Origin of the sequence: Actinosynnema sp. NPDC023587 (assembly GCF_040640215.1) — a bacterium.
GTDB lineage: Bacteria > Actinomycetota > Actinomycetes > Mycobacteriales > Pseudonocardiaceae > Actinosynnema.
In genome coordinates this window covers 20,375-35,681 of the sequence record NZ_JBFABG010000005.1, presented here as the reverse complement: position 1 = coordinate 35,681, position 15,307 = coordinate 20,375, and the positions used below count along the sequence as shown (strand labels likewise).

General features: G+C 73.4%; 17 protein-coding genes. 8 read left to right on the top strand and 9 right to left on the bottom strand.

Annotation, left to right across the window (positions count from 1 at the left end):
- Positions 1-157: 157 nt before the first annotated feature.
- Positions 158-646, top strand: coding sequence for a PPOX class F420-dependent oxidoreductase (locus AB0G01_RS15810; RefSeq protein ID WP_360945421.1), 489 nt, complete (start codon positions 158-160; stop codon positions 644-646).
- A gap of 4 nt (positions 647-650) precedes the next feature.
- Here the strand turns inward: AB0G01_RS15810 and AB0G01_RS15805 are convergent, their stop codons facing one another.
- From AB0G01_RS15805 to AB0G01_RS15795, 3 genes are all read right to left on the bottom strand, one after another.
- Positions 651-1,298, bottom strand: a complete 648-nt coding sequence (locus tag AB0G01_RS15805) for a VOC family protein (protein WP_360945418.1) — start codon at positions 1,296-1,298, stop codon at positions 651-653.
- A gap of 26 nt (positions 1,299-1,324) precedes the next feature.
- A complete protein-coding gene (locus tag AB0G01_RS15800) occupies positions 1,325-3,379 on the bottom strand; it encodes an EAL domain-containing protein (RefSeq protein ID WP_360945415.1) in 2,055 nt (684 codons plus the stop codon).
- Between the two features lie 109 nt (positions 3,380-3,488).
- Positions 3,489-3,845, bottom strand: coding sequence for a hypothetical protein (locus AB0G01_RS15795; RefSeq protein WP_360945412.1), 357 nt, complete (start codon positions 3,843-3,845; stop codon positions 3,489-3,491).
- Between the two features lie 67 nt (positions 3,846-3,912).
- On the opposite strand from AB0G01_RS15795, the gene AB0G01_RS15790 reads away from it, so the two are divergent.
- A complete protein-coding gene (locus AB0G01_RS15790) occupies positions 3,913-4,689 on the top strand; it encodes a glycerophosphodiester phosphodiesterase family protein (RefSeq protein WP_360945409.1) in 777 nt (258 codons plus the stop codon).
- Between the two features lie 61 nt (positions 4,690-4,750).
- Positions 4,751-6,148: an MFS transporter gene (locus AB0G01_RS15785; RefSeq protein ID WP_360945406.1), complete on the top strand. Its 1,398-nt coding sequence runs from the start codon at positions 4,751-4,753 to the stop codon at positions 6,146-6,148.
- 12 nt (positions 6,149-6,160) lie between these two features.
- Here the strand turns inward: AB0G01_RS15785 and AB0G01_RS15780 are convergent, their stop codons facing one another.
- From AB0G01_RS15780 to AB0G01_RS15770, 3 genes are all read right to left on the bottom strand, one after another.
- Positions 6,161-6,847 (bottom strand): hypothetical protein, encoded by a 687-nt coding sequence (locus tag AB0G01_RS15780; protein ID WP_360945403.1) that lies wholly within the window; start codon positions 6,845-6,847, stop codon positions 6,161-6,163.
- The gene (locus AB0G01_RS15775) at positions 6,844-7,167 is read right to left on the bottom strand and encodes a PadR family transcriptional regulator (RefSeq protein ID WP_360945400.1); all 324 of its coding nucleotides are present in this window, start codon (positions 7,165-7,167) and stop codon (positions 6,844-6,846) included. The genes AB0G01_RS15780 and AB0G01_RS15775 overlap by 4 nt, the downstream gene beginning before the upstream one ends.
- 171 nt (positions 7,168-7,338) lie before the next feature.
- Positions 7,339-8,277: an SDR family NAD(P)-dependent oxidoreductase gene (locus tag AB0G01_RS15770; protein WP_360945397.1), complete on the bottom strand. Its 939-nt coding sequence runs from the start codon at positions 8,275-8,277 to the stop codon at positions 7,339-7,341.
- Between the two features lie 104 nt (positions 8,278-8,381).
- Here AB0G01_RS15770 and AB0G01_RS15765 point away from each other — a divergent pair, with 104 nt between their 5' ends.
- The 3 genes from AB0G01_RS15765 to AB0G01_RS15755 all read left to right on the top strand — a co-directional run bounded on the left by AB0G01_RS15765 (position 8,382) and on the right by AB0G01_RS15755 (position 10,849).
- Complete coding sequence (locus AB0G01_RS15765) at positions 8,382-8,948, top strand: TetR/AcrR family transcriptional regulator (RefSeq protein ID WP_360945394.1); 567 nt, start codon at positions 8,382-8,384, stop codon at positions 8,946-8,948.
- 50 nt (positions 8,949-8,998) lie between these two features.
- On the top strand, positions 8,999-9,922 hold the full coding sequence (locus AB0G01_RS15760; protein WP_360945391.1) for an alpha/beta hydrolase: 924 nt from the start codon (positions 8,999-9,001) through the stop codon (positions 9,920-9,922).
- A gap of 207 nt (positions 9,923-10,129) precedes the next feature.
- Complete coding sequence (locus AB0G01_RS15755) at positions 10,130-10,849, top strand: thymidine kinase (RefSeq protein ID WP_360945388.1); 720 nt, start codon at positions 10,130-10,132, stop codon at positions 10,847-10,849.
- A gap of 72 nt (positions 10,850-10,921) precedes the next feature.
- Here the strand turns inward: AB0G01_RS15755 and AB0G01_RS15750 are convergent, their stop codons facing one another.
- Positions 10,922-11,056 (bottom strand): hypothetical protein, encoded by a 135-nt coding sequence (locus tag AB0G01_RS15750; protein ID WP_360945385.1) that lies wholly within the window; start codon positions 11,054-11,056, stop codon positions 10,922-10,924.
- A gap of 318 nt (positions 11,057-11,374) precedes the next feature.
- Between AB0G01_RS15750 and AB0G01_RS15745 the strand changes: the two genes are divergently transcribed.
- Together AB0G01_RS15745 and AB0G01_RS15740 are read left to right on the top strand one after the other, a co-directional pair.
- Positions 11,375-11,842, top strand: coding sequence for an NUDIX domain-containing protein (locus AB0G01_RS15745; protein ID WP_360945382.1), 468 nt, complete (start codon positions 11,375-11,377; stop codon positions 11,840-11,842).
- 481 nt (positions 11,843-12,323) lie between these two features.
- Positions 12,324-12,668 carry an RNA polymerase-binding protein RbpA gene (locus AB0G01_RS15740; protein ID WP_360945379.1) on the top strand — a complete coding sequence of 115 codons (345 nt, stop codon included), beginning with the start codon at positions 12,324-12,326 and terminating at the stop codon, positions 12,666-12,668.
- A gap of 107 nt (positions 12,669-12,775) precedes the next feature.
- On the opposite strand, the gene AB0G01_RS15735 is transcribed toward AB0G01_RS15740, so the two are convergent.
- Together AB0G01_RS15735 and lnt are read right to left on the bottom strand one after the other, a co-directional pair.
- Complete coding sequence (locus AB0G01_RS15735; protein ID WP_360945376.1) at positions 12,776-13,567, bottom strand: polyprenol monophosphomannose synthase; 792 nt, start codon at positions 13,565-13,567, stop codon at positions 12,776-12,778.
- Positions 13,542-15,149: an apolipoprotein N-acyltransferase gene (lnt, locus tag AB0G01_RS15730; protein WP_360945373.1), complete on the bottom strand. Its 1,608-nt coding sequence runs from the start codon at positions 15,147-15,149 to the stop codon at positions 13,542-13,544. Before lnt ends, AB0G01_RS15735 begins: the two co-directional genes overlap by 26 nt.
- Between the last annotated feature and the right edge of the window lie 158 nt (positions 15,150-15,307).

Here is a 15,307-nt window from a genome sequence, read left to right as displayed (position 1 = left end):
CGGTGTCCGGGACGTTGAGCAGGGCGTTCACATCCGGGAGCCGCGAAAGCCCCCGGACGGCTGCTCCCCCCGGGTGACCCGGTGGGCGGTAGGCCGATCCGGTGCCGTCACGCCCGGAGACCCGGGCACCCGGCCGGTCCTCTCCTAGGCTGGCCCGATGCCGAGGATCGCCACCGAGCGCACGCCGGACCGGGCCGGGCTGCTGGAGTTCCTGCGCCCCCGCCACCGCGCCCTGCTGATCACCACCCGCCGCGACGGCCGCCCGCAGGTCTCGCCGGTGACCTGCGGGCTCGACGGGCAGGGCCGGATCGTGGTGTCGAGCTACCCGGGCCGCGCCAAGACCCGCAACGCCCGGCGCGACGGGCGGGTCGCGCTGTGCGTGCTCTCCGACGACTGGGACGGCCCCCACGTGCAGGTCGACGGGCGCGCCGAGGTGCTCGACGTGCCCGAGGCGGTCGAGCCGCTGGTGGACTACTACCGCGGCACCGCCGGCGAGCACCCCGACTGGGACGGGTACCGGGCGGCGATGCTGCGCCAGGACAAGGTGCTGATCCGGGTGCAGGTCGAGCGGTGGGGGCCGATCGCGACCGGCGGTTTCCCCGCCGCCGCCGTCCCGCCCTCCGACCCCAAGCCCGGCAACGCCTGACCGGTCAGCCGCCGTGCCAGGCCCCGCCCCAGCCGGGAGGGTCCTGCACCACCGCGAACCGCGCGCCCGAGGGGTCGGCGAGCCGGGCCGCCAGCCCGGTGGGCCCCTCGCCCGGCGGCACCACCACCCGGCCGCCGGTCCGCGCCGCCACCGACGCGGCCTGCGCCACGTCGGGCACCGAGAAGTAGCACAGCCAGCCCTGCCCGCCGGCCGCCAGCCGCCCGGCGACCGGACGGTGCCCGACGGCGGTGTCGTAGACGGTGAACGGCTCGTCGGGGGTGCGGCTGCGCCACCCGAGCTCACCGGCCCAGTAGTCGTCGTCCGCCGCGCCCGCGTACTCCACCCAGCACGGCTCCCCCGGTCGCGGCTGCGGGGCCCACGGCCCGTGCAGCACCCGGCCCCGGTCCACCGACGCGCCCGCGCGCAGCCCGCGCGGGTCCCCGCCCGCGAACACGACGTGGAACCCGTCCCCGCCGGGCCGCACCCGCACGGCCAACCGGTCGCCGACCCAGCCGGAGAACACCCCGCCGGGCTCGGCGATCACGACCCAGCCGAGCAGGTGGGCGTAGAAGTCGGCGACCGGTTCGGGGTCGGCGGCGGTCAGCTCGACGCGGCGCACACCGCGCACGGGGCTGCTGGAAGGAGCGGTCACGGGATTCCCATCGGGCGGCGGGGAGATCAGGAACGCGCCCCATCCTCCGCACCCGCCGGCGGTGGGGACAATGCTCCGTTCGGATTCACCGGATCGGCCGAAAGGATCTGCCCCAGCGGCACCGGGCGGCCCAGGTGGAACCCCTGCCCCACCCGCACGCCCAAACCGATCAGGGTCGCGACCTGCGCGGGCCGCTCCACCCACTCGGCCACCGCCGACAACCCCAGGCCGCGCGCGATCTCCACGATCCCGGCGACCAGCACCGCGTCGGTGGAGCGCTCGTCGATCCCGCGCACGAACTCCCCGTCGATCTTGATCCCGGTGATCGGCAGGTGCTTGAGGTGGACGAACGACCCGAACCCCGACCCGAAGTCGTCCAGCGTGATCCGGCAGCCGAACCCGCGCAGCTGCACCGCCAGGGCGCGCGCGGCGTCGAGGTTGGTCACCGCCGCCGTCTCGGTGATCTCCAACCCCAGCCGGCCCGGCGCGACCCCCGCCGTGGCGAGCCGGTCGAGCACGAACCCGCCGAAGTCCTCGTCCTCCAGCGTGCGGCCCGACACGTTGACGTTGAAGCGCAGGTCCAGGTGCGGGTGGCGGACCAGCGCGTCGATCGCGGTCGAGAGCACCCACCGGTCGATGTCGAGCACCAGGTTGGAGCGCTCCGCCTCGGGCAGGAACTCCGCCGGGCCCAGCCTCGGCTCCTGGCCGTCCTCCAGGCGCAGCAGCAGTTCGTGGCCCAGCGTGCGGCCGGTGGCCAACTGCACCATCGGCATCGCGTGCAGCGCCAGCCCGCCGCCCTCCAGCGCCGCCCGCACCCGGTCCATCACCGACACCCGCTTCGCGGTGTCGGCGTAGTGGCCCGGCTCGTAGACCGTCACCCGGTCCCGGCCCGCCGCCTTCGACGCGTAGAGCGCCAGGTCGGCGTTGCCCAGCACCAGCTCCCACGTGTCGCCCGCCCCGTACTCGGCCACCCCCGTCGACACCGTCACGTGCGCCGAGGCCGCCACCAGCGGCAGCGACGCCACCGCGTCGCGCAGCCCGTCGGCCACCACCGCCGCCTCGGCCGCCGAGCAGCCCGGCAGCACCACCGCGAACTCGTCGCCGCCCAGCCGGCCGATCGTCTGCGCCCCGGACAGCCGTGACCGCAACGCCACCGCCAGGGTCTTCATCAGCCGGTCGCCCACCGCGTGCCCGCGCAGGTCGTTGACGTCCTTGAAGTTGTCCAGGTCCAGCAGCAGCAGCGACCCCGTGCCGCCCGCGCCCAGCCGGCGCTCCAGCTCCCGGGTCACCGCCCGCCGGTTCGCCAACCCCGTCAGCGGGTCCTGCTCGGCCAGCGCCAGCAGCTCGTCGTGCACCCGCCGCGCCCGGGTGATGTCGTGCGCGCTGCCCCACGCCCGCACCGGCACCCCGTCCGCGCCGGCCACGAACTCCCCGAAGCACTCCAGCCAGCGCTCCGCGCCCCGGTCGGGCACCCGCAGCCGGTGGGTGTAGGAGAACCCCGCCCCCGACCGCATCGCCTCCTCCAGCGTGGCCTGCACCGTCGAGAGGTCCTCCGGGTGCACCAGCGCGGTGTAGGCGTCGAAGTCCAGCACCGTGCCCGGCGCGAACCCGAACACCGCCAGCAGCGTGTCCGACCACACCATCCGGTCCTCGGCGATGTGCCACTCCCAGGTGCCCATCCGGCCCAGCACCTGCGCCCGGCGCAACGCGTCCGCCTCGTGCGTGGCCTCCAGCTCCCGGTCCCGCCACGCCGTCACGTCGGCCACCCGGTACAGCAGCTCACCGGACCCGCCACCGGGCGGCGCGTCGTCGGCGGCCAACCGCCGGCAGGTCACCTCCAGCCACCGGTGCCCCTCCCGGTAGCCGGCCGGTGCCAGCAGCGCCAACCCCGACCGGGGCCGCTCGGGCACACCGGGCAGCAGCGCCGGCAGCGACCGGCCCGCCACGCGGTCCGCCGCGACACCCAGGATCTGCGCCAACGCCGGGTTCACCCAGCGCAGCACACCATCGCCGTCGGTCACGCCGAAACCCACATCGGCCCGGTCGAGCACCTCCCGGTGCAACGCGCCGTCGCCGTCCACGAACCCTCCTCGCCACCCCGCGGGCCATGATGGTGGAGCCCGCGCACGCCCGGCAAGCCGACGCCCGGACCACCCGGCCCGACACCCGCCGGCCACCGGGCCACCGGCCTCAGCGCAACCGCTCCAGCCCGCGCGCGTTGTCCACCAGTTCCTCCGCCAGCCGCCTGAGCTCGGCCGCGTCCGCGCCGTCCGACGCCGCCGTCACCACGTCCTCCGCCGCGCACCGCAACTGGAACAACCGGTCTTGCAGGTCCGCCAGCTCCGCCGCCGACAACACCACCGCGTCCTCCGGCAGCCCGCCCCGCTGCACCGCCGCGCGCCGCTCGTAGGCCCGCTGCCGGCACGGCTGCGCGCAGTACCGGCGAGGCCGCCCGATCCGGCCGCTGTCGGGCAGCCGACGACCGCACCAGGCGCAGTGCCTGGCCTCCTCCCGACGCGACGCGACCACCTCGGTCACCAGCTCCATGGCGCGCGACGGTATCCCGCTACCCACCGGTCACCCCCGCGCCACGCCGCCACGGCACACTCCACCCGTGACCGCGAAGCACCCCTACCTGTCCGGACCGCACCCCCGGGCCTACGCCCACCGGGGCTGGCACCTCGACGAGCTGGACGGCATGGAGAACTCGCTGGCGGCGTTCCGGCGCGCCACCGCCGAAGGGTTCCGCTACCTGGAGACCGACGTCCACGCCACCGCCGACGGCGTCGTCGTCGTGCACCACGACCACACCCTCGACCGCACCACCGACGGCACCGGCCCCGTCGCCGCCCAACCCTGGTCGGCGGTCTCCCGGGCCAGGGTCGGCGGACGCGAACCGGTCACCCGGCTCGCCGACCTGCTCGAAGAGCTGCCCGACGCGCTGCTCAACATCGACGTCAAAGCCGACCACGCCGTCGGCCCCGTCGTCGACCTGCTGCGCGCCACCGGCGCGCTGCACCGGGTGTGCCTGGCCTCCTTCTCCGACGCCCGCCTGGCCCGGCTGCGCCGCCTCGCCGGCCCCGACCTGATGACCTCCCTGGGACCACGCGCCGCCGGCGCGCTGTGGGCGTGCGGACGGGTGCCCGCGCTGCGCCTGCCGGTCCCCGGCCGCATCGCCCAGGTGCCCCCCACCCAAGGCCGCCTCACGGTCGTCGACCGGCGCTTCGTGCGCGCCGCCCACCGACGCGGGATGGAAGTGCACGTGTGGACCGTCGACAGCGCCGCGCGGATGACCGCCCTGCTCGACACCGGTGTCGACGGCCTGGTCACCGACCGCCCCGACCTCCTGCGTGACGTGCTCACCACGCGCGGGGTGTGGGCGGGCGGCTGAATGGCAACAGCTTGGCGATGATCACCACCGCCGCCCGGACGGGGAAGTACAGTCCCCGCCCATGAGCGTGGCCGACACCCCTGCACCCGCGATCGACCGCAAGCGGGAACAACGCGGATGGATCTGGTACGACTGGGCCAACCAGGTCTTCCCCACCTCCGTGATCACCGTCTTCCTCTCCGGCTACCTCACCGCCGTGGCCAAGGAAGCCGCCCGTGAGGACGTCGCCCGCAACGGGCCCGACGCGTGCGCCACCAGCTCCCTGCAACAGTGCGACATCTCCGTGTTCGGCGGCTACGTGCCCGCCGGGTCGCTGTGGGGCTACCTGCTCTCCATCGCCACCGTCGTCCAGGTGCTCGTGCTGCCCATCATGGGAGCCATCGCCGACCGCACCCGCAACAAGCGCCGCATGCTCGCCTGGACCGCCTTCACCGGCGCGGCGGCCACCGCCGCCCTCTCCCTCGTCGGCGGCACCGACTGGCACCTGGGCATCGCCCTGTTCATCCTCGCCAACATGAGCTACGGCTCGTCGGTCGTCGTCTACTACGCCTTCCTGCCCGAGATCGCCACCCCCGACGAACGCGACGCCGTCTCCTCGCGCGGCTGGGCCTTCGGCTACCTCGGCGGCGGCCTCGCCCTCGCCGTCCAGCTCGGGCTGTTCATCGGCCACGACGCCGTCGGCATCGACGAGGCCGTCGCCGTGCGCATCGGATTCGTCCTGTCCGGCCTGTGGTGGGCCGCGTTCACCCTCGTCCCGCTCGCCCGCCTCAAGCGCCACGACGAACCCCACGTGCGCGAATCCGGCGCGACGGTCGTCACCGCCGGGTTCCGCGAACTGCGCCAGACCCTGCGCCAGGCCAAGACCTTCCCGCTCACCCTGGCCTTCCTGGGCACCTACCTGATCTACACCGACGGGATCGCCACCGTCGCCAACGTCTCCGCCCAGTACGGCCGCGACGAGCTCAAGCTCGACGAGACCGTGCTGATCACGACCATCCTGATCGTCCAGTTCGTCGCCTTCGGCGGCGCGGTCGTCCACGGCCGGATGGCCAGGCGGTGGGGTGCCAAGCGCACCATCATGACCAGCCTGCTGGTGTGGATCGTGGTCATCGGCGCGGCCTACTTCGTCCAGACCGGCCAGCAGGTCCAGTTCTACCTGCTGGCCGTCGGCATCGGCATCGTCCTGGGCGGCACCAACGCCCTGTCCCGGTCGCTGTTCTCCCAGATGATCCCGCCCGGCCGCGAAGCCCAGTACTTCTCCCTCTACGAGGTCGGCGAGCGCTCCACCTCGTGGCTGGGACCGCTGGTCTTCGCCGGCGTCGGCCAGGCCACCGGCTCGTTCCGGCTCGCCATCATCTCGCTGGTGGTGTTCTTCATCGTCGGGTTCGTGCTGATGATCTTCGTGCCGGTGCGCCGGGCGATCGTCGACGCCGGCAACCCGGTACCGGCCAAGGTGTGACCGCCGGGCGGCTCACCCGGCAGGTGCCGACGCCGCCCCGGGCCCACCCGCCCACGGCCGGAACGCCACCACCACAGCCGTGGTGATCAGCCCCGCGCCGACCCACGTCACCAGCGACAACGGCAACACCCACGCCGAAGCCGCACCCAGGAACGCCCCCGCCACCGCAGCGCCCACCCACCGCGCCCGCGCCACCGGGGGCGCTTCCCGGTGATACCCCAGCCACACCGCCGCCGCCGCCACCCACACCGGTGCCACCGCCACGAACGACCACCCCACCGCCACCGCACCCAGCGCGGCGAGCACCACCACCAGCCACCGGGCCCACACCACCCGGCCCGACACCAGCGCGGCGAACGCCGCCACCACCACGGCGTCGTACCAGGGCGACCACACCGCCCCGGACCGCGCCGCCGACACCGCGCCCTGCGCCGCGAGCACCACCTGGCCCACCAGCCCGGCCGACGCCAGCAGCCGCGCCACGTCCCCCGCCCGGCTGCGCGCCCGGAACCGGACCCGCACCGCCAGGCCCACCGTCGCCCCCGCCTCGCCCCAGCCCGGCCAGCCGTGCTCCAGGTCCGTCCCGTCGTCCCGGTCGACGAGGAAGATCCCCACCATCTCCTCCTCCCGCTCCGCCCGGTACCAGGCCGGCAGCACCCGCAGCAACCACCGGTAGCGGCGTTCCAGGTTCGAGCTCACCGCGCCTCCCTCGCCCGCAGCACCGACGACGCCGCCCGCACGTTCGCCGACATCCGCGCCACCTCGGCCGACAACGCCCGCACCCCGGCGTCGGTCAGCCGGTAGTAGCGGCGCAGCCGGCCCTGGTGGACCTCTTCCCGGTCCCGCTGCGCCCACCCGTCGGCGACCATCCGGTCCAGCACGCCGTAGAGGGTGCCGACCCGCAGCACCACCCGGCCCTCGGACAGGACTTCGACCGACCGCACGATCGCGTACCCGTGCAACGGCTCCTCGGCCAACGCCGTGAGCACCAGGAACGCCTGCTCGGAAATACCTCTCACAACGCAGGTTATATCGCACAGCGTTATATCTCGTCCAGGGGTGTCGGTCCCGTCTGGGCGGTTGCGCGGAGGGTGGGTCGGTGAACTTGCACCCGATGAGTGTGAGGACTGATCTTTGTTCTTACTGAAGGAATAGAGTGGTATGACCAACCATGCGGGCGTTGTCGCCGGTCAGGGGTCTGGCGTGACCTCGGTGACGGAGGCGGTGAGCTGCCACAGCCCACGTGCGAGATCGGGGTTCCGCGCGGTCGCGGTGCGGCGGGCGGGACCGGCCGGGCCACGGGTCTCGAACAGGCCGGTCGGGCCGAGGTAGTCACCACCGCGAACCGGTCCCGTGGCGGCGAGGAGCTGCGGTCGGATGCCCGCGCCCACCGGCTGGGAGAGGTACCGGTCGGGCAACACGAGCATGCGGGCACCCCAGGTCCTCTTGCGGGCGAGGGCGTTGGCGAGCAGCTCCGAGGCCGTCAGTCCCGGATGGGCGGCGATCGAGACCACCGGGTCCCCGGTGGCCCGCAGTCGCCGGTCGAGCTCGGCGGCGAACAGCAGGTTCGCGAGTTTCGAGGCCCCGTAGGCGCGTGTCGGCGAGTAGCGGCGGCGCTCCCAGTGCAGGTCGGTGAGGTCGAGGCCGCCGGTCCGGTGCCCCAGGCTCGACGTCGTGACCACCCGCGCGGGCCGTGCCGGCCGTCCGGCCGCGCGCAGCGCCGGCATGAGCAGCCAGGTCAGCGCGGCCGGGCCGAGGTGGTTGGTGCCGATTTGCAGTTCGAACCCGTCCCGGGTCCGCTCGTGCGGTCCCAGCGACACGGCGGCGTTGTTGACCAGTACGTCGACCCGGTCGCCGGTGCGTTCCCGGATGTCGGTGGCGGCGGCGTGCACCGAGGCGAGGTCGGCCAGGTCGAGCAGCACGAGTTCGGCCGAGCCCGGCCCGTCGATACCCGCCCGCACCTGCTCGACGGCCGCCGCTCCGCGCTCGGCGTCACGAGCGGTCATCAGGACCCGGGCACCGGCCCCCGCCAGCACGGCGGCGAGGGCACGGCCGAGACCGGAGGTGGTCCCGGTGACGACGACGGTGCGGTCGGCGAGGTCGGGAACGGCGTGCGGTGGTGGCGTCATGGTCGGGCGTCCCCGCTCCGAGGGCCGCCGCCCCGGCTTTCATGTGACGTTGTCATGTGATCTATGGTCGCATCTCGGCTGACATTGTCAAGTAAGATGGCCGCGTGACCCGGGCGGAAACCGCAGCGACCACACGGCGAGCGCTCGTCCGGGCCGCCTCCGAACTGCTCGACGAAGGCGGCCCGGACGCGGTCACCCTGCGCGCGGTGGGCGCGCGGGCCGGAGTCTCCCGAGGCGCGCCCTACGGCCACTTCGAGAACAAGGACCACCTCCTGACCCAGCTCGCCGTCGACGCGTGGAACTCACTGGCAGAAGAGGCGGGCCGGCTCCGCGCGGCCCCCGAGACCCCGGTGCGGGCGCGGCTGGAAGGAGGACTCCTGGCGCTCATCGCGCTCGCCCGCCGCCAACCGCACCTGTTCGCCCTGATGTTCAACACTCCGGCGAACACACCGGCCGCCGCCGAGGCCGCGAACCGCGTCGCGAACCAGTTCCTGGCACTCGTCGCGGACGTGGTCGGCGAGGCCGACGCCCCCCGGTACGGCGCTCTGCTGATGTCCAGCGCCTACGGCATCGCCGGGATGGAGCTCAGCGGCCACCTGGCCACGGAAACGTGGCACGTCAGCGTCGAGCAACTCGTGCACATGCTGGTCGACCCCCTCCGACCGCGATGATGTCCGGCGAGCCCACGTCCGTGGGCCCACCGGACACCGGGGGAACACACATGCAGTGGGGATTGACGAGCCTGTTCGACCCGAGGCTCACCGTGCACATCGACGAGTGCCGCGCGCTCAACGCCGCGACAGCGCCCATGAAAGGCCCCGCCGACCTGGACGAGGTGCACGCGGCACGAGCCAGGCAGGCGAGCCTCTCCCCCGCCGACACGACCGCCGTCACCGAGGTCGTCGAAGCCGCCGGCCGACACGTACCGGTCAGGGTCCTGCTCCCCCGCGACACCGCACCGCGCGGCGTCCACCTCACCCTCCACGGCGGCGGCTTCTACCTGGGATCGGCCGCGCGGGGCGACGCGCGCAACCAGCAGCTCGCCGACGCCCTCGGCATCGCCGTCGTGGGCGTGGACTACCGGCTCGCCCCCGAACACCCGTGGCCCGCCGCCCCCGACGACTGCGAGACGGCGGCCCGGTGGCTCGTCGAACGGGCCCAGGCCCGCTTCGGCACGACCCGGCTGACGATCGGCGGCTTCTCGGCGGGCTCCACGCTCGCCGTGACCACCCTGCTGCGCCTGCGCGATCACGGCACCGCCGACGCGTTCGCCGGAGCCGCGCTCCAGTTCGGCACCTACGACCTCAGCGGCCTCACCCCCGCCGGACGGCTGATCGCCGACGAGTACTTCCTCCGGGCCTACGTCGGCCACGTCGCCGACCGCACCGCGCCGGACATCTCCCCCGTCTACGGCGACCTGCGCGGCCTGCCCCCGCTGCTGATGGTCGTCGGCAGCCTCGACGTCCTCCTGGAGGACAACCTGGCCATGGCGGGCCGCGTCTCGGCGGCCGGCGGCGACGTCGACCTCCGGATCTACCCCGAGGCACCGCACGGCTTCACCACCGCCGCCACCGGCATGGCCCGAGCCGCGCTGCACGACATCGAGGGCTGGCTCGCCGAGCGCCTCTCCCCCGTCCCCGGCTGATGTTGCCGGAGTTCCCCACCCGGGCCGCCACCTGGTGGTGAGCATCTTTTTCGGCCGTCACTGAAACAATAGAGTGTTGTGACAACGATTGGTGTGTTCCGGCAACACGCCCCGCCGGACCACCCGCCGCGCGGACGCCCTGCTCAGCGCGTCCGCGCGGTGATCCACACGCCACCGCCGCCCCCTCGCCCACTAAGGTGGGCCGCCGTGGAGCCCACGAATCCCCGCACCGACCCGACCGACGCCCTGTCCTCCGTGCCCGCCGCCGGGGCACGACGCGGCATCGCCCCCACCGGCCGGCTCCGCTTCTTCTTCGGGCCGATGGACTGCGGCAAGTCCACCCTCGCCCTCCAGATCGACCACAACCAGGCCCGCCAGGGCCGCAGCGGCCTCCTCCTGGTCCGCCACGACCGCTCCGGCACCCCCACCATCTCCAGCCGCATGGGCCTGGCCCGCAACGCCGTCGAGGTGCACGAGGGGATGGACCTGTGCGCGCTGGTCCGGGAGCGCTGGGCGGCGGGCACCCGGGTCGACTACGCCATCGTCGACGAAGCCCAGTTCCTCTCCGCCGAGCAGGTCGACCAGCTCGCCGAACTCGCCGACGACGCCCAGCTCGACGTCTACTGCTTCGGCTTGGCCACCGACTTCCGCAGCGCCATGTTCCCGGGCTCGCGCCGGCTGTTCGAACTCGCCGACGAGCTGAGCGCCATCCAGGTCGAGGTCCTGTGCTGGTGCGGCCACCCCGGCCGGTTCAACGCCCGCGTGCACGACGGCGACATCGTCCGCGCCGGGGACACCGTCCTGGTCGCGGACACCACCGCCCACACCGCCGACGAGGTCCGCTACCAGGTGCTGTGCCGGCGGCACTACCGCACCGGCGAACTGGGCCCCCACGCCGTCGACGGCCGCCAGCTCAGCCTCACCTGAGCCGTTCCCCCGCCACCCGACGAGCGAACCGCGCCGGAGACGGGCCACGTCCCCGGCGCGTCACCGCTCGCATCACCGCGTCGAGGCGTCGCCCGCCCCGATCGCCACAGGCCGCTCCACACCCACTCGCCTCAAGCCCTCGACGTCGCCGTCCTCGCCGGCGTCACACGCCAGGACGACCACGACCAGGGCACGAACACTCTTCACTGCGGAACCTCCTGTGCGGACATCCGTTCGTGAATGTCCACACCAGACTCGGCAGGGCGCGGCACCCCCACACCCGCCCACCCGGACGTCACCACACGGCGCACCGCCCACCACACGCGCGGGGCACGCGGCCCGCCCGATCCGTCACGCAACGGATCACCGTCACCCGGAACCCGCCCCCCGCGCGCATGACGTCCACCCGACGTGCGGGAGCCCGAAGCGGTGATCGTCCGGATCGCGCCCGCTGCCGTCCCACCCCCGTGCACCCGACCGGACTCGCTCGACGGCCCCGCCACCCGACCCGCCACACTGTCCCCCGTGACAGGGAAGATCAGCGCGGGCATCCTGCTGCACCGCCGCACGCCCGACGGCGTCGAAGTGCTCATCGGCCACATGGGCGGCCCGTTCTGGGCGCGCAAGGACGCCGGGGCCTGGTCCATCCCCAAGGGCGAGCCCGAGGGCGACGAGCCGCTGCCGGCCACCGCCCGCCGCGAGTTCGCCGAGGAACTGGGCCTGCCCGTCCCGGAGGGCGAGCTGGTCCCCCTGGGCGAGGTACGGCAGTCCGGCGGCAAGACCGTCCACGCGTGGGCCCTGGAGGGCGACCTGGACCCCGCGCTGGTCGTCCCCGGCACCTTCGAGCTGGAGTGGCCCCCCGGCTCGGGGGCGCTGCGCGCGTACCCCGAGGTCGACCGGGTGGCCTGGGTGCCCCTCGCCGAGGCCGCCGCGAAGCTGGTCACGGCCCAGCGGGTGTTCCTCGACCGGCTCGCCGACCGCGTTCGGGAATGATCTTTAAGTACACACTGAAATCATCGCAGGAATAAATTCCACGGACCAACGTTTGGGTGCGGGCCGGACGGGTGATCCCAGGAGTTGGCAAACACGCAGCACGATCGTGCGGGCACGGAGCGTGTGCACTAGGCCCCAGGCCACCCAAATAACTTTCCGTGACCACAAGCATGACAGTCGTCACTGTTGTCGAGTTAAACCCGCCGTAACATCGCCCTACGTGTTCGGTCTAAGCTGTCGCAGCCGCACACTTTCTGCGGGTACTGCTCCATCCGTGTGATGAAGTAGCCCGACAGCCTGATAACGCGTCACGATCCCGCCGCGAGTGCATCCCTTAGGAGGAAGCCTTCGTTGACGGGTGAAAGACGTCACTGTGGGCGACGATGACCGCCAAGCCGGGAACGAACGGAGCAGTCCGGTCGTTGCACTCGGTGAGCACCAGCCTGGGCCCCGGCCCTGAGCCGAGCGAAAGGACACCGCCATGGCCGACCGCGTTCTACGGGGTAGCCGGCTCGGAGCAGTCAGCTACGAGACCGACCGCAATCACGACCTCGCCCCGCGCCGGTCGGTGCGGTACGCCTGCCCCAAGAACCACGACTTCGAGGTTCCGTTCTCCGACGACGCCGAGATCCCGCACACCTGGGAGTGTCGTCTCCACGGGACGGAATCCAAGATCATCGACGGCGTCGAGCCGGAGGCGAAGAAGGTCAAGCCGCCGCGCACGCACTGGGACATGCTCCTGGAGCGCCGCACCATCCCGGAGCTGGAGGAGCTCCTGGACGAGCGGCTGGAGGAGCTGAGGGGACGGCGCACCCGCACCGCCTGACCGCCCGACCACGCCGGAAGGGGCCCGCCGAGCGACTCGGCGGGCCCCTTCTCGCACTCGGAACCGTTCGTCGGAGCTGCCGGAGGGGCCGAAGCCCGCCCCGGCGGCTAGCGCTTCGCCCCGGCCTTCGGCCTGGGCGCGAACAGCTCCCGCAACTGCGTGTAACGGCGGCGCAGGCCCCACTTCGTGACGCGGAGCAGGGCCTCCCGCACGATGTTGCCGCTCATCTTCGACTCGCCCAGCTCACGCTCGGTGAACGTGATCGGCACCTCGACCACCCGGTAGCCCAGCTCGATGGCCCGCCACGCCAGGTCGATCTGGAAGCAGTAGCCCTGCGAGGCCACCGTGTCCAGCCTCATCCGGCGCAGCACCTCGGCCCGGAACGCCCGGTACCCGCCCGTGATGTCCTTCACACTCGTGCCCAGCGCGATCTGGGAGTAGACGTTGCCGCCGCGCGAGATCACCTGCCGCAGCCAGGGCCAGTTCACCGTGCTGCCGCCGGGCACGTACCGCGAACCCAGCACCAGGTGGGCGTCGCGTAGCGCGTCGAGCAGCCGGGGCAGGTCCTCCGGCGCGTGCGAGCCGTCCGCGTCCATCTCCACCACGACGTCGTAGCCGTGCTCCAGCGCCCACCGGAAGCCCGCCACGTAGGCGGCACCCAGCCCGGCCTTCTCGGTGCGGTGCATCACGTGCACGCGGTCGTCGGCGGCGGCCAACTCGTCGGCCAGCTCCCCGGTGCCGTCCGGGCTGCCGTCGTCGACCACGAGCGCGTGCACCTTCGGCAGCGCCGCGTGCAGCCGCTTCACGATCTTCCCGATGTTGTCCCGCTCGTTGTAGGTCGGGATCACCACCAGCACCGGCCCGAGCTCGCGGTCAGGCTGCGCCTGCTGGTCCGCCATCCGTTTCCTCCTCGCCGGTCCCCGCACCAGGGGCCGGACGCGATCCTCGTCGTGTCACTGTCAAGCCGAACGCCACGGCCAGCAGACCCAGGGCGGACATCACCCACTCGGGCCAAGCGCCGAACCGGGTGGCCAGCGTAGCCTCCCCGCGCAGCGGCAGTTCGGCCACCAGCGCGTCGGGCGTGAACATCCCGGTCCGCCGGGTGACCTCGCCGTCGGGCCGCACGATCGCGCTGACCCCGCTGGTGGCCGCGACGACCACGGCCTTGCCGTGCTCCACCGCCCGCACCCGCGACATGGCCAACTGCTGGTAGGTCATCTCGGTGAAGCCGAACGTGGCGTTGTTCGTCGGGATCGCGATGATGTTCGCCCCCGCCAGCACCGAGTCGCGCACCACGCCGTCGAACGCGACCTCGTAGCAGGTGTCGATGGCCACCCTGGCGCGGCCCATCTCGAAGCCCTGCGGGTCGGTGCCCGGCTGGAAGGTCCCCGCCCGGTCCACCGTCTCGGTGAAGAGCCGGAAGAACGACCGCATCGGCATCGTCTCGCCGAAGGGCTGGAGCTGCCGCTTGGTGTAGCTGTCGACCGGGCCGCGCTCCGGGTCCCACAGCACGACGGTGTTGCGCGGCAGGCCGTCGGACTCGTCCACCACGACCGCGCCGACCGCGATCGGGGCCTTGATCGACCGGGCCGCCCGGTCGATCTGCGCGGCGGCGTCGGCGTTGCGGAACGGGTCGATGTCGGAGGAGTTCTCCGGCCAGACGACCAGGTCCGGCTGCCTCTCCCGGCCCTCCGCGACGGCCCGCGCCAGCTCCAGGGTCCGGTTCACGTGGTTGTCCAGCACCGCGCGGCGCTGGGCGTTGAAGTCCAGCCCGGCCTGCGGCACGTTGCCCTGGATCGCCGCGACCACCGCGGTCCCCTGGTCCGGGGCGGTGCCGACGAACGGGGTGGTCACCAGCCCGCCCGCCAGCGGCAGCACCGCCAGGGGCAGCGCGACCCGCCAGGCGCGGCCCAGCCGGGCCAGCGCGAAACCGGTCAGCGCCACCGCGAACCCGATCAGCGGTGCCCCGCCGACCGACGCCAGCGGCAGGTACCAGCCCTCCGGCTGGCCGAACGCGATCTTGCCCCACGGGAAGCCGCCGAAGGGGAACACGCCGCGCAGGAGCTCGTCGGCCACCCACAGCAGCGCCATCCACAGCGGCGCGACCGGCAACGTCGACACCCGCGCCATCAGCATCGTGCCCAGGCCGATCAGCACCGCGCACACCAGCGCCAGCGGCAGCCACGCGATCATCCCGACGAACTCGCCGGTCCACCGCAGCAGCGGCACCATGAACCCCAGACCCCACACGAGGCCCAACCCGAAGCCCGCGCGCATCCGCCGGCCGTGCAGCAGCACCCCGAGGACCGCGAACCCGACCGGGGCCAGCCACCACGCGGTGCGCGGCGGGAAGCTGAGGAAGACCAGGCCGCCGCCGACCGCCGCGAGCACGACCCGCAGCAGCGTGCCGCGCACGTCCCGGCTGCGGGCGGGCGGGGTGTCGGCGGCGGGCTGACCCGACGCGAGGGGGGGAGCGACCACCCGGTCAGCGTACGAGGACCGGGCCGGTGCCCGGACGACGGCCGCCGCCGGACCGCGCACACCACGGGCGGGGGTGACGGCGGGCACTGGGCCCCGGTGTCGTGGTAGGGGTGGCGGGAGGGAAGAGATCAGGGTTCGCCCCCATGCGCACGGCCGCC

What these genes read in the sequence shown, in the direction of transcription:
- AB0G01_RS15810 (WP_360945421.1), top strand. Translation starts at nt 158, where the DNA reads ATGCCGAGGATCGCCACCGAGCGCACGCCGGACCGGGCCGGGCTGCTG.
- AB0G01_RS15795 (WP_360945412.1), bottom strand. Translation starts at nt 3,845, where the DNA reads ATGGAGCTGGTGACCGAGGTGGTCGCGTCGCGTCGGGAGGAGGCCAGG.
- AB0G01_RS15785 (WP_360945406.1), top strand. Translation starts at nt 4,751, where the DNA reads ATGAGCGTGGCCGACACCCCTGCACCCGCGATCGACCGCAAGCGGGAA.
- AB0G01_RS15770 (WP_360945397.1), bottom strand. Translation starts at nt 8,277, where the DNA reads ATGACGCCACCACCGCACGCCGTTCCCGACCTCGCCGACCGCACCGTC.
- AB0G01_RS15760 (WP_360945391.1), top strand. Translation starts at nt 8,999, where the DNA reads ATGCAGTGGGGATTGACGAGCCTGTTCGACCCGAGGCTCACCGTGCAC.
- AB0G01_RS15740 (WP_360945379.1), top strand. Translation starts at nt 12,324, where the DNA reads ATGGCCGACCGCGTTCTACGGGGTAGCCGGCTCGGAGCAGTCAGCTAC.
- AB0G01_RS15735 (WP_360945376.1), bottom strand. Translation starts at nt 13,567, where the DNA reads ATGGCGGACCAGCAGGCGCAGCCTGACCGCGAGCTCGGGCCGGTGCTG.